A 12082-nucleotide genomic window follows, 5' to 3' on the forward strand; every position below is an offset into this window, starting at 1 on the left:
AAGCTTCCTCTCGCCAACGTATTCGCACCACAACAAGAACGCACCGGAGACACCCACGACACCGTCATGGCACGCCGCCATGCCGCGCAGGGGGCCGCCGCGCGCGTTCGCCGACCCCCTGAAAGCCGACGCCATGACGACACCCCGCCCCCTGCGCTCCGCCGCCTGGTTCAACAACCCCGAACACAGCGAACTCTCGGTTTTGCACCTGGCCTGGTTCCTGAACTACGGCCTCACCCGCGAAGAGTTGCAATCGGGCAAGCCGATCATCGGCATCGCGCAAAGCGGCTCCGACCTCACGCCCTGCAACCGCCACCACCGCGAGCTGTCGCTGCGGGTGCGCGAAGGCATCCGCGAGATGGGCGGCATCGCGATGGAATTTCCGATGCACCCGATCCAGGAGAACGGCCGCCGCCCCACGGCCGCGCTCGACCGCAACCTGGCCTACCTGGGCCTCGTCGAAATCCTCACCGGCTACCCGATCGACGGCGTGGTGCTGACCACCGGCTGCGACAAGACCACGCCCGCCGCACTGATGGCCGCGGCCACCGCCAACATCCCCGCCATCGTGCTGTCGGGCGGCCCGATGCTCAACGGCTGGCACGAAGGCCAGCGCACCGGCACCGGCACCACGCTGTTCAAGGCGCGCGAGCTGTTCGCCAAGGGCAGCATCGACTTCCCGGGCTACATCGACCTCGTGGGCTCCACCGTGCCCTCGGCCGGCCATTGCAACGTGATGGGCACGGCCTCGACGATGAACGCCCTGGCCGAAGCCCTGGGCATGAGCCTGCCCGGCTGCGCGGCCATTCCCGCGCCGTACCGCGAGCGCGGCCAGATGGCCTACGAAACGGGCCGCCGCATCGTCGACATGGTGCGCGAAGACCTCAAGCCCTCGGACATCCTCACGCGCTCGGCCTTCGAGAACGCGATCGTCGTCAACTCGGCCATCGGCGGTTCGACCAACGCGCCGATCCACCTCATCGCCATCGCCAAGCATGCGGGCGTCGAGCTCAACATCCAGGACTGGGAAACGGTCGGCCTCGACGTGCCGCTGCTGCTCGACATGCAGCCCGCCGGCAAGTACCTCGGCGAAGAGTTCTACCGCGCAGGCGGCGTGCCCGCCGTGGTCGCCGAGCTGCATCGCCACGGCCTGATCCGCACCGACGCGCGCACCGTCAACGGCCACACGCTCGCCGTCAACTGCGCCGACGCGCCCGTGAAAGACGCCGACGTCATCCGCCCCTTCGACCAACCGCTGCGCGAAAACGCCGGCTTCCTCGTGATGTCGGGCAACCTGTTCGACAGCGCGATCATGAAGACCAGCGTCATCTCCGACGAGTTCCGCGCGCGCTACCTGAGCAAGGCCGGTGACCTCGACGCCTTCGTGGGCCGCGCCATCGTGTTCGACGGCCCGGAAGATTTCGAGGCCCGCATCGAAGACCCGTCGCTGGACATCGACGCGAGCTGCATCCTGTTCATGCGCGGCGTCGGCCCCATCGGCCACCCGGGCTCGTCGGAAGTGGTCAACATGCGCGCGCCCTCGCACCTGCTCAAGAGCGGCGTGTCGGCCTTGCCCTGCATCGGTGACGGCCGCCAGTCGGGCACCTCGGGCTCGCCGTCGATCCTCAACGCCTCGCCCGAAGCCGCCGCAGGCGCGGGCCTCGCGCTGCTGCAGACCGGCGACAAGGTGCGCGTGGACCTGAAGGAACGCACCGTCAACATGCTCGTCGATGACGCCGTGCTGCAGGCGCGCGCCCGCGACCTCGAGGCGAAGGGCGGCTACCCGATTCCCGCGAGCCAGACGCCATGGCAGGAGATCCAGCGCGCGATGGTGGACACGCTGTCCGAAGGCATGGTGCTGAAGCCGGCGACCAAGTACCAGCGCGTGGCGCAGACCGCCGGGATTCCGCGTCGGAATCACTGACGTTGTTGTTCAGTTCAGGGCGACGCTCCCGCCGACGGGGAGCCTTGCTCCGCGAATGTCCCCCGGGGCTGCGCCCCTCCTCCTTGATTTCGCTGCGCAAGGCACCCCATCGACGTGAGCGTCATCAGCGCGGTCGTTGATCGGGCCAGCACAACGACAGCGCCCAGTGTGCTCAGGGCACTGGGTGCTTCCCGCAGCGAAATCAAGGAGGAGGGCGAAGCCCGGGGGACATTCGCGGAGGGAAGTACCCGGTGGCCTGAGCACACGCCCTGAACGACCGCACAAGAATTTTTTCAATTCAAAAGAAGGAGTCAGACATGAAGTGGATGAGCGTTCAAACGCCCCAAGGCCCCCGCGTGGGCTACATCAAGGACGGCACACTGCAGCCCGTCGATGCGGCCCGCATGCAGGACATCGTCGAAGGGAAAACCTGGAACGACGCAGGCCAGCCGATCCCGCTCGCCGACGTCAAGCCCACCTTGCCGTTCGCACCGAGGAACATCATCTGCATCGGCGCCAACTACCGCGACCATTGCATCGAGACCGGCCTGGCCATCCCCGAGAAGCCCGTCGTCTTCGCCAAGTTCACCAACACGCTGGCGGCCGACGGCGACGCGATCACCTGGCCCGAAGGCTTCACCGAGAAAGTCGACTGGGAAGCTGAACTCGGCGTCGTCATCGGCAAACGCGCACAGGGCGTGAGCGAAGCGGATGCGCTCTCGCATGTGTTCGGCTACGTCGCCGCCAACGACGTGAGCGCGCGCGACGTGCAGCTGGGCGAGGCGCAATGGGTGCGCGGCAAGTCGCTCGACGGCTTCTGCCCGCTCGCGCCCACCGTCGTCACGCGCGACGAAGTGGCCGACGTGCAATCGCTGGGCATCCGCTGCCTCGTCAACGGCGAGGCCGTGCAGTCGTCCAACACGAGCGAGATGATTTTCTCGGTCGCGTTCCTCGTCGCGTACCTCTCGCGCGCCATCACGCTCGAACCCGGTGACCTGATCCTCACCGGCACACCCGCCGGCGTTGGCCTGGGCCTCAAGCCGCCACGCTTCCTGAAGCGCGGCGACGTGGTCTCGGTCGAGATCGATGGGCTCGGTGCGGTGACCAATCCGGTCCACGGCGCGGTCGCACGCGGCTAGCCTTCACGGCTTTCAGACAGACATACCTATTCAGGAGACAACAACAATGACAACCACGAGTCCCTACGGCGAACTGGTCACAGGCGCCATCCACAAGGCGCGCTGGCGCCTGCTGCCGATGCTGATCGTCATGTACATCATGTCGATTCTCGACCGCGTGAACGTCGGCTTCGCCAAGCAGGCGCTGCAGATCGACACCGGCCTGAGCAACAGCGCCTTCGCGCTCGGCGCCGGCATCTTCTTCGTGAGCTACGCGATCTTCGAAGTGCCGAGCAACGTGATCTTGTCGCGCGTCGGCCCGCGCATCTGGCTGTGCCGGATCATGGTCACCTGGGGGCTCGTGGCGTCGGCCATGATGTTCGCGACCACCGAGACCTCCTTCTACGTGCTGCGCTTCCTGCTCGGCATTGCGGAGGCAGGCTTCTACCCCGGCGTGCTGCTCACGCTGACCTACTGGTTCCCGGCCAAGGTGCGTGCGCAGGCCAACGGCATCCTGCTGTTCGGCTTTGCGGGCGCGCTCGTCATCGGCGGGCCGATCTCCGGTGCGCTGCTCGACATGAACGGCATCGGCGGCCTAAAGGGCTGGGAGTGGATGTTCCTCATCGAGGGCTTGATGGCCGTGGTGGTGGGCATCGTGGCCTTCTTCGTCATCGTCGACCGGCCGCACAACGCGCCCTGGCTCACGACCGCGCAGCAGAACGCGCTGCAGGCCGTGCTCGACCAGGAAGCGGCAGAAAAGTCGGCCGATAGCCCGCAGACCGTGTGGCAGACGCTGTGCAATCCGCGGGTCATGTTCTTCGCGCTGAACTTCTTCATCGTGCAGATCGCGGCCTACGGCCTCATCTTCTATCTCCCGACCCAGGTGGCGCAGATCCTGGGCCAGAAGATCGGCCTGCTGGTCGGCTTCGTCACCAGCATCCCGTGGCTGTTGGCGCTGTTCGTCGTGTACTTCGTTACGCGCTGGTCCGACCGTCACCACGACCGCCGCCGCGTCACCGTGGCCACGCTGTACACGATCTTCGGCGTGTGCGTGTGCCTGTCGGCGCACGGCTCGCCGGTCTTCGCGATCGCGGCGCTGTCGATCGGTGCGTCGACCTACCTGTCGGGCACGCCGATCTTCTATGCCTTCCTGTCGGAGCGGCTGTCGGGCCTGGGCATTGCCACGGGCATTGCGCTGGTCAACTCGATCGGCAACCTCGGCGGCTTCGTCGCGCCCAACCTGCGGACCTACGTGGAACAGAACCACGGCGGCTCGGCTGCGGGGTTGTACACGCTGGGCAGCGCGGCGCTGCTGGCCGCGTTGATGCTGGCGCTCATGCCGAAGGGCTGGCGCGTGGCGAAGAAGAGTGGGGCTGCGGCGGCGCCGGCTGCCGTGCGCGACGGCCGGGCGCGCGCCTAGTCGGTTTCAGAAGGCCTGTCGCCAGACGCGCGACAGCGCCTGCCACGCGCAGTCCACTTCCGGCCGCTTGAGCGCGCCGGCCAGGCAGACAAAGCGCAGGTCGCAGCCGATGCTCACGCGGTCGGCAATGACCAGGCCGTCGCGCTGGCTGGCCTGCAGCGCCAGCGCATCGCGCGCCAGCGAAATGCCCACGCCGGCGCGCACCAGCGCCAGCATCGACATCTCCTGGTCGGCCTGCGCAGCCTTCTTCAGCACCAGCTTGTGGGCCTGCAGCACCGGCGCCAGCAGCCGCGAATGCGACGAGGTCGGCGGTGCCAGCACCCACGGCAAATACGCCAGCTCGGGCCACTCGCGGCCCAGCACCTGGGGCGCCCAGCCGCTCGGGCCGATCACCTGGTAGTTGAAGCGCGTCAGCACCTGCGAATGGAACAGCAAGCCGCCTTCCTGGCGGCGCGCGGCCGCGCTGGCCTGCGGCAGGTCGGTCGCTTCGGGGTCGCCGAGATAGAAGCCGATGTCCAGTTCCTTGTTGAGCAGTTGGGCGAGCACGTCGCCGCTCGTGCCCTGGTGCAGCTCGGTCTCGAGCTCGGGCGCCAGCGCCACCAGCTCGGTGAGGAAGGGGCTGAGCCGCGTGAAGTCGGGGTCGAGGATGGTGCCGATGCGCAGCGAGCCGCGCACGCCGCCCTTGAGCCGTTCGGCAGCCACCGCGAAATCGTTCAGCCCTTCGAGCGCATGCTCCGCATGGTTGAGCAGCGCCGCGCCGTCGCGCGTGAGCAGCAGGCCGGTGGGCGTGCGCTGGAACAGCTCCAGCTCGACCAGCGCGCCCAGCTCCTTGAGCTGCAGGCTCACGGCTGGCTGCGTGAGAAACAGGCGCTGCGCGCCGCGCGACACCGAGCCCTCGCGGGCCACGGCCACGAAGGCCTGCAGGAGTCGGGGCTCGATCTTCTTCATGCCGCGCCGGGCAGAGGCTGCAACTGCTTGAACATGACGAAGGCATCCACGAAGCCACGCTGCGGATGCCGGAACGCGCCCGGCAGCGTGCCGACGATGGCGAAGCCCATGCGCTGCCACAGCTGCACTGCGCGCGCGTTGGTCGACACGACGAAGTTGAACTGCATCGCCAGGAAGCCCATGCGCAGGGCCTGCTGCTGCGAGTGTTCGCACAGCGCCGAGGCCACGCCCAGGCCGCGCGCCGCCTCGGACACCACATACGCGCAGTTGCTCACATGTGCGCCCTGGCCCGGCTGGTTGGGGCGGATCACATAGGTGCCGAGCACGGCACCTTCGTCGTTGCAGGCCACGAAGGTCAGCGTGGGCACTTTCATCCACGAGTGACGAACATCTTCTTCCGTGACATCGGGCGGGTAGGTGTAGGTGTCGCCGCGGCGGAACGTCGGTTCGAGGACGGCCCAGAGGGCGGGCCAGTCGGCATCGAGGGCTTCGCGGATCTGGATCATGGGGTGATTCGGAAAGGGGGCAGCATGCCAACAAGGATAATCCGCGCCCATGGAAATCATCAGCTTTCTCGTCGACTTCATTCTTCACGTCGACAAACACCTCGAGGCCTTCGTGGTCGCCTACGGCCCCTGGGTCTATGCGCTGCTGTTCCTGATCGTGTTCGTCGAGACCGGTGCGGTGGTCATGCCGTTCTTGCCGGGCGACTCTCTGCTGTTCATCGTCGGCGCGCTGTGCGGCGTGGGGCTCATGAGCTTTCCGCTGGCCTGCGGCATCCTGATCGTGGCGGCCATCCTGGGCGACCAGTGCAACTACTCGATCGGACGCTACTTCGGGCCCAAGGTGTTCCAGTGGGAGAACTCGCGATTCTTCAACCGCAAGGCCTTCGACCAGGCCCACAGCTTCTACGAACGCTACGGCGGCATCACCATCGTGCTCGCGCGCTTCATGCCCTTCATTCGCACCTTTGCGCCCTTCGTGGCCGGCGTGGCCGAGATGAACCGCGCGAAGTTCACGGCCTACAACGTGGGCGGCGCGCTGCTCTGGGTGCTGGGCATTGCCACCGCGGGCTACTTCTTCGGCAACCTGCCGTTCGTGCGGCTGCACCTGGACAAGATCATCTGGGCGCTGATCTTCGTGCCCGGCCTGCTGGCCATCTTCGGCGCGTGGCGCGCCTCGAAGGCCGAGAAGGCGCGGGCGGCGGCATCGCAGGCCTGAGTCGCTGCAAACTCACCCATGAAAAAAACGCGCCGGATGGCGCGTTTTTTCGTTGAGGGTGTGAATGAATGATCAGTAGCGGGGCCCGTTGTACGGGTAGTAGCCGCTGCCGCGCGGGTAGCGCTGCTGCTGCTGTTGCTCGTAGTAGTTGCGTTCGTCGACGTTGCGGCCCACCTGGTTGCCGATGACGCCGCCGATGGCTGCGCCGCCGAGCGTGGAGCCGGTGTTGCCACCGATTGCATGGCCCACCGCCGCGCCGCCGAGTGCGCCGATACCGGTGCCGAGGTTCTGGTTGGGACCGCTCGCACAACCCGCCAGCGTCATGACCGAAGTGGCAGCTGCAGCGGCGATCCAGAGACGTGTCTTCAACATGGTGTCCACCTTTCGAGGAGTGATGGCTCATCATGGTCAAAAGTACGCATTTCGCGGTGTAGGAGCCTGCCGCACGTGCCTGTGCGCAGGGTCGGGCCGCGCAGCGTGGGACAGGGCGCGTGTTGCCGGACGCAACGCCTGCAAGCAAACGCGTGGGGTCAGGCGGTGCGGGGCTTGGGCGGCTTCGGCGCTTTTTTCTTCGGTGCTTCCAGCGCACCCGACGACGCCGCCCGCAGGATGCGGCGGAAAGTCGGGCATTCCATGTGGCTGGGCGCGGGGCAGACCGCGGCATGCCGCAGGCCGTCGCGCATCGCCGTGAGCTGGCGGATCGTGCGGTCCAGGTCCTGCGCCTTGTCGGCAAGCAGCTGCCGGTCGATGTGCGGCTTGCCTTCGGGCGAGAACATGCGGCCGATCTCCTCCAGCGAGAAACCGGCGGCGCGCCCCAGCGCGATGAGCGCCAGCCGCTCCAGCACGTCAGGTGCGAACACGCGGCGCAGGCCATGCCGGCCGGTCGACGCGATCAGCCCTTTTTCTTCATAGAAACGCAGCGTCGAGGCGGGAACGCCGGCGCGTTGCGCGACTTCCGAAATGTCCATGTGCTGCTCCCTCTTGACTTCAAGTCGACTTGAATTGGCACAGTCTAGCCTTCGCCGCTCGACGGCACCTGAAGGAAAACGATCATGGACGACGACACATCTCCCGCCAATGCAGAACAGGCCGCCCTGTGGAACGGCCGCGCCGGCAGCGCCTGGGTCCAGACGCAGGCCGTGCTCGACGCGATGTTCCAGCCGCTCGAAGCACGGCTGACCGACGCGGTGCGCGCCGTGGGCGCCCGCCGCGTGCTCGATGTGGGCTGCGGCACCGGCCGCACGACGCTCGCCGTGGCGCGGCAGCTCGGCGCGACGGGCCAGTGCCTCGGCGTCGATATCTCGGCGCCGATGATCGAGGCGGCGAAGGCCCGCGCCGCGCGCGAGGCGCTGCCGTCGGCCCGCTTCGTCTGCGCCGACGTGCAGGGCCATGCCTTCGAGCCGGGCGCGTTCGATATGGTCATCTCGCGCCTGGGCGTGATGTTCTTCGACGATCCGGTGCAGGCCTTCGCGAACCTGCGGCGCGCTGCGACGGACGGTGCGGCCCTGCGCTGCATCGCCTGGCGCGGCGGGGCCGAGAACCCGTTCATGACGACCGCCGAGCGCGCCGCCGCACCGCTGTTGCCCGGCTTGCCGCCGCGCCGGCCGAACGCACCGGGCCAGTTCGCGTTTGCCGACCGCGCACGGGTCGCGGGCATCCTCGAGGCGAGCGGGTGGGGCGAGGTCGACATCCAGCCGTTCGAGGTCGAGTGCGCGTTCCCTGCGACGGCGCTGGTCGACTACTTCACGCGGCTCGGGCCGGTCGGGCTCTTCCTGCAGGAGGTGGATGCAAAGACGCGCGCGCAGGTTGTCCAGACCTTGCACGCCGCCTTCGCGCCCTATGTGCAGGGCGACGAAGTGCGCTTCATCGCGGCCTGCTGGATGATCGCCGCGCGTGCGTCGGTGCAGGAGCGCGACGGTGTCTGAGGCGGTCGAGTTCGCGCTGCGCACGCTGTGGATCGGTGCTGGTGCGACGGTGGTGATGGACCTTTGGGCGGTGCTTCGTCGGCGCCTGTTCGGGATTCCTTCGCTCGACTACGCGCTCGTCGGCCGCTGGCTCATGCACCTGACGCGCGGGCGCTTCTTTCACGACCCCATCGGCAAGTCGCCGCGCGTGGCGGGCGAGGGTGTGATCGGCTGGACTGCGCACTACCTGCTCGGCATCGCGTTCGCGGCCGTGCTGCTCGCGGGCTGGGGGCTCGGCTGGGCGCACCAGCCGACGCTCGGCCCCGCGTTGATCGTCGGCATCGGCACCGTGATCCTGCCGTTCTGCGTGATGCAGCCCGCGATGGGCGCGGGCTTTGCGGCCCGCCGCACGCCGCGCCCTGCGATGGCGCGATTCCAGAGCCTGGTCACGCACGCGGTCTTCGGCGTCGGCCTCTATGCGGCCGCGTGGGTCGCCCGCGTGGCGGGCTTCTGAATCAGAGCTGCCGGCTGCGCGCCAGCGGCGGGTTCTGCGCGAAGTAGCGCTGGATGCCGCGCATCAGCGCGTCGGCCAGGTTCTCCTGGTAGTCGGCGCGGCGCAGGTTGGCTTCTTCCTCGGGGTTGCTGATGAAGGCCGTCTCGACCAGCACGCTCGGGATGTCGGGCGCCTTCAGCACCGCGAAGCCGGCCTGCTCGACCTGCGCCTTGTGCAGCCGCGCGCCGATGCCCTTGATCTCGCCGAGCATCGCGCCGCCAAGCTTCAGGCTGTCGTTGATCTGCGCGGTGGTGCTCATGTCGAGCAGCGCACGCTGCACCTGCGCCTCGTGGTTGCCCACGTTCACGCCGCCGACCTTGTCGGCGTCGTTTTCCTTGTTGGCGAGCCAGCGCGCGGCGCTGCTCGAGGCGCCGCTCTGGCTCAGCGCGAACACGCTGGCGCCGCGCGCGGCGGGCGTGGTGAAGGCGTCGGCGTGGATGCTCACGAACAGGTCGGCCTGCACGCGCCGCGCCTTCTGCACGCGCACGCCCAGCGGCACGAAGAAGTCGGCGTCGCGCGTGAGAAAGGCGCGCATCGGGCTGCCGTTGACGCTGGCCGCGTTGATGCGGTCGCGCAGGCGGTGCGCCACCTGCAGCACGATGTCTTTTTCGCGCGTGCCGTTCGGGCCGATGGCGCCGGGGTCTTCACCGCCATGGCCGGGGTCGAGCGCGACGATGATGATGCGGTCGGTGCGGCTGGCCGTGGCGCGCGGCGGCGGGCCGGGCGGTGTCACGGGGCGCGCCGGCGGCGCTGCAGCCACGGCGGGCGGTGGTGCCGGTGGCATCGGCAGTGGCATGCCGCCGGGGGGCAGCGCCGGCGCGGGCGCCGACGGACCGGGGCGCATGGCCTGCTGCGCCATCAGGTCACCGAGCGGATCGCCGGGCGGCATCGCGGGTCGCACGGGCGCCGGCGAGGGCGCGGCGGGCGGCGCGGTTGCGACAGCGGGGCCGTTGCTCGGCGCGCTGGTGCTGCCGTTCTTGGGCGCATCGCGCAGCCGCTCGGCGATCAGCGCTTCCATCGGGTCGATGGCCTGCTCGGGGTACAGGTCGAGCACCAGCCGGTGCTTGTAGGCGGCCACGGGCGCCAGCGAAAACACCTGCGGGCGCACGGTCTGCTTCAGGTCGAACACGATGCGCACCACCTTCGGTGCGTTCTGCCCGATGCGCAGGCCGTTGATGAACGGGTCGCCGGGCTTGATCTTGCCGACGAGGTCGCGCAGCTCGGTGTTGAGGTCGATGCCCTCGATGTCCACGGCCAGCCGGGGCGGGCTGCCGACCACGAGCTGCTGCGAGTTGAGGCGGGCGTCGGACTCGATGGTCACGCGGGTGTAGTCGGCGGCGGGCCACACGCGCACGGCGAGGATGCTGGCGCCGCGCGCGATCTGGTGCACGCCCAGCATCAGCGCGATGCTGCCGCCTTGCAGCAGCACGCGCCGTTTCAGGCCGGTCGCCTTCATGCGGCGAGGCACGCCAGCAGATCGCTGCCGCGAGGGGTGTTCGCAAGAAGGGTCACGCTGCGGGTGTCGTCAGTCATTGCTTCTATTTTAATAGCTAGGTCGGCAGGTGGGGTGCGCCCCGCGGCGTTTTCCGGCCACTCGGCCAGCTTGAGGCCCGGGCCCGCGAAGATGTCGCGAAAGCCCGCGTCGTCCCATTCGCGCGGATCGGCGAAGCGGTAGAAGTCGAAGTGGAAGATGGCCAGCCCGTCGGGCGCCTCGTGCGGCTCGACCACCGCGTAGGTGGGGCTCTTGATGCGCCCGGTGATGCCGAGCGCGCGCAGCAGGTGGCGCACGAAGGTGGTCTTGCCGGCGCCCAGGTCGCCCTGCAGCGCGATGAACGCGTCGCGCAACGCGGGCGATGCGGCGAGCGCGCGCGCCAGTGCGTCGGTGTCGTCTTCGCCCTGCCAGCGCAGGGTGCGCGTTTCTACAATCGGCAAGTGATCGTCAGCCATCCACTCATTGCTCGTATTCAGGCCTTGGCCCGGGAACTCGGATTCTCCCAAATCGGAATCGCGGGCGTCGATCTGTCGAGCGCCGAAGACGGTCTGATGCAATGGCTGGCCCATGGGTTCCATGGCGAGATGCAATACATGGCAACACACGGCACCCGCCGCGCGCGACCCGCCGAGCTGGTGCCGGGCACGGTGAGCGTGATCACCGCGCGCATGGACTACCTGCCGCGCGGCACGCCGGGCGACTGGCAGGCCGTGGAGTTCGACCGGCTCACGCGGCCCGGCGAGGCCATCGTGTCGGTCTATGCGCGGGGCCGCGACTATCACAAGGTGCTGCGCAACCGCCTCGCCAAACTGGCCGAGCAGATCGCCGAAGAGGTCGGCCCCTTTGGTCACCGCGCCTTCACCGATTCGGCGCCGGTGCTCGAGGCCGAACTGGCCTCGCGCAGCGGCCAGGGCTGGCGCGGCAAGCACACGCTGGTGCTCGACCGCGACGCGGGCTCGATGTTCTTCCTGGGCGAAATCTACGTCGACATGGCGCTGCCGCCGAGCGAGCCCGTCAGCGCGCACTGCGGCAGCTGCAGCGCCTGCATCGATGTGTGCCCGACGCGCGCCATCGTCGCGCCGCAGCGGCTCGATGCGCGCCGCTGCATCTCGTACCTGACGATCGAGCACGCCGGCGCCATCCCGACGGAGCTGCGCCCGCTCATGGCCAACCGCATCTACGGCTGCGACGACTGCCAGCTGATCTGCCCCTGGAACAAGTTCGCGAAGAAGAGCACGCTGCCCGACTTCGATGCGCGCGAGGGGCTCACGGGCCGCACGCTGGCCGAGCTGTTCGCGTGGAGCGAAGAAGACTTTCTGCGCCGCACCGAAGGCAGCCCGATCCGCCGCATCGGCCACGAGCGCTGGCTGCGCAACATCGCGGTGGCGCTGGGCAACGCGGTGCGGTCAGGCGAGGGCGGCGCGAAGGAAGCGTTGGCCACGCGTGCCGAGCATCCGAGTGCGCTGGTGCGCGAGCATGTCGCGTGGGCGCTCGCGCAGTAG

Annotated in this window: 13 protein-coding genes; 7 read left to right on the forward strand and 6 right to left on the reverse strand. The window is 68.5% G+C overall.

The features are described 5' to 3' along the window. Positions 1–133: 133 nt before the first annotated feature. The 3 genes from GFK26_RS17685 to GFK26_RS17695 all read left to right on the forward strand — a co-directional run bounded on the left by GFK26_RS17685 (position 134) and on the right by GFK26_RS17695 (position 4462). Positions 134–1924, forward strand: a complete 1791-nt coding sequence (locus tag GFK26_RS17685; protein WP_153283101.1) for an IlvD/Edd family dehydratase — start codon at positions 134–136, stop codon at positions 1922–1924. Positions 1925–2241: 317 nt separating this feature from the next. After that, entirely contained in the window at positions 2242–3063 is an 822-nt protein-coding gene (locus GFK26_RS17690; protein ID WP_153283102.1) for a fumarylacetoacetate hydrolase family protein, read from the forward strand. Between the two features lie 46 nt (positions 3064–3109). Further along, the gene (locus tag GFK26_RS17695; protein ID WP_153283103.1) at positions 3110–4462 is read left to right on the forward strand and encodes an MFS transporter; all 1353 of its coding nucleotides are present in this window, start codon (positions 3110–3112) and stop codon (positions 4460–4462) included. A 6-nt stretch (positions 4463–4468) separates the two neighbouring features. Here the strand turns inward: GFK26_RS17695 and GFK26_RS17700 are convergent, their stop codons facing one another. Then, the gene (locus GFK26_RS17700) at positions 4469–5410 is read right to left on the reverse strand and encodes a LysR family transcriptional regulator (RefSeq protein ID WP_101489750.1); all 942 of its coding nucleotides are present in this window, start codon (positions 5408–5410) and stop codon (positions 4469–4471) included. Continuing rightward, positions 5407–5916, reverse strand: a complete 510-nt coding sequence (locus GFK26_RS17705; RefSeq protein ID WP_153283104.1) for a GNAT family N-acetyltransferase — start codon at positions 5914–5916, stop codon at positions 5407–5409. The genes GFK26_RS17700 and GFK26_RS17705 overlap by 4 nt, the downstream gene beginning before the upstream one ends. Before the next feature lie 49 nt (positions 5917–5965). On the opposite strand from GFK26_RS17705, the gene GFK26_RS17710 reads away from it, so the two are divergent. Then, complete coding sequence (locus GFK26_RS17710; protein WP_101489752.1) at positions 5966–6631, forward strand: DedA family protein; 666 nt, start codon at positions 5966–5968, stop codon at positions 6629–6631. Positions 6632–6703: 72 nt separating this feature from the next. Here GFK26_RS17710 and GFK26_RS17715 read toward each other — a convergent pair whose 3' ends face one another. After that, the gene (locus tag GFK26_RS17715; protein WP_228121676.1) at positions 6704–7003 is read right to left on the reverse strand and encodes a glycine zipper domain-containing protein; all 300 of its coding nucleotides are present in this window, start codon (positions 7001–7003) and stop codon (positions 6704–6706) included. A gap of 158 nt (positions 7004–7161) precedes the next feature. Beyond that, on the reverse strand, positions 7162–7599 hold the full coding sequence (locus GFK26_RS17720; RefSeq protein ID WP_153283105.1) for a helix-turn-helix domain-containing protein: 438 nt from the start codon (positions 7597–7599) through the stop codon (positions 7162–7164). Positions 7600–7683: 84 nt separating this feature from the next. On the opposite strand from GFK26_RS17720, the gene GFK26_RS17725 reads away from it, so the two are divergent. Together GFK26_RS17725 and GFK26_RS17730 are read left to right on the forward strand one after the other, a co-directional pair. After that, positions 7684–8556, forward strand: a complete 873-nt coding sequence (locus tag GFK26_RS17725; RefSeq protein ID WP_153283106.1) for a class I SAM-dependent methyltransferase — start codon at positions 7684–7686, stop codon at positions 8554–8556. Continuing rightward, a complete protein-coding gene (locus GFK26_RS17730) occupies positions 8549–9049 on the forward strand; it encodes a DUF2938 domain-containing protein (protein WP_153283107.1) in 501 nt (166 codons plus the stop codon). The genes GFK26_RS17725 and GFK26_RS17730 overlap by 8 nt, the downstream gene beginning before the upstream one ends. Position 9050: 1 nt before the next feature. On the opposite strand, the gene GFK26_RS17735 is transcribed toward GFK26_RS17730, so the two are convergent. Continuing rightward, positions 9051–10544: an N-acetylmuramoyl-L-alanine amidase gene (locus GFK26_RS17735; protein WP_153283108.1), complete on the reverse strand. Its 1494-nt coding sequence runs from the start codon at positions 10542–10544 to the stop codon at positions 9051–9053. Further along, a complete protein-coding gene (gene tsaE / locus GFK26_RS17740; RefSeq protein WP_153283109.1) occupies positions 10541–11035 on the reverse strand; it encodes a tRNA (adenosine(37)-N6)-threonylcarbamoyltransferase complex ATPase subunit type 1 TsaE in 495 nt (164 codons plus the stop codon). Before tsaE ends, GFK26_RS17735 begins: the two co-directional genes overlap by 4 nt. Between tsaE and queG the strand changes: the two genes are divergently transcribed. Beyond that, positions 11021–12082, forward strand: a complete 1062-nt coding sequence (gene queG / locus GFK26_RS17745; RefSeq protein WP_194273901.1) for a tRNA epoxyqueuosine(34) reductase QueG — start codon at positions 11021–11023, stop codon at positions 12080–12082. The two genes, tsaE and queG, sit on opposite strands and share 15 nt — an antisense overlap.

Source organism: Variovorax paradoxus, assembly GCF_009498455.1.
GTDB classification, from domain to species: Bacteria; Pseudomonadota; Gammaproteobacteria; order Burkholderiales; family Burkholderiaceae_C; genus Variovorax; species Variovorax paradoxus_H.

Excerpts from the sequence above, each read along its gene's own strand:
- GFK26_RS17685 (WP_153283101.1), top strand. The coding sequence starts at position 134 with ATGACGACACCCCGCCCCCTGCGCTCCGCCGCCTGGTTCAACAACCCC.
- GFK26_RS17690 (WP_153283102.1), top strand. The coding sequence starts at position 2,242 with ATGAAGTGGATGAGCGTTCAAACGCCCCAAGGCCCCCGCGTGGGCTAC.
- GFK26_RS17695 (WP_153283103.1), top strand. The coding sequence starts at position 3,110 with ATGACAACCACGAGTCCCTACGGCGAACTGGTCACAGGCGCCATCCAC.
- GFK26_RS17700 (WP_101489750.1), bottom strand. The coding sequence starts at position 5,410 with ATGAAGAAGATCGAGCCCCGACTCCTGCAGGCCTTCGTGGCCGTGGCC.
- GFK26_RS17705 (WP_153283104.1), bottom strand. The coding sequence starts at position 5,916 with ATGATCCAGATCCGCGAAGCCCTCGATGCCGACTGGCCCGCCCTCTGG.
- GFK26_RS17710 (WP_101489752.1), top strand. The coding sequence starts at position 5,966 with ATGGAAATCATCAGCTTTCTCGTCGACTTCATTCTTCACGTCGACAAA.
- GFK26_RS17715 (WP_228121676.1), bottom strand. The coding sequence starts at position 7,003 with ATGTTGAAGACACGTCTCTGGATCGCCGCTGCAGCTGCCACTTCGGTC.
- GFK26_RS17720 (WP_153283105.1), bottom strand. The coding sequence starts at position 7,599 with ATGGACATTTCGGAAGTCGCGCAACGCGCCGGCGTTCCCGCCTCGACG.
- GFK26_RS17725 (WP_153283106.1), top strand. The coding sequence starts at position 7,684 with ATGGACGACGACACATCTCCCGCCAATGCAGAACAGGCCGCCCTGTGG.
- GFK26_RS17735 (WP_153283108.1), bottom strand. The coding sequence starts at position 10,544 with ATGAAGGCGACCGGCCTGAAACGGCGCGTGCTGCTGCAAGGCGGCAGC.
- tsaE (WP_153283109.1), bottom strand. The coding sequence starts at position 11,035 with ATGGCTGACGATCACTTGCCGATTGTAGAAACGCGCACCCTGCGCTGG.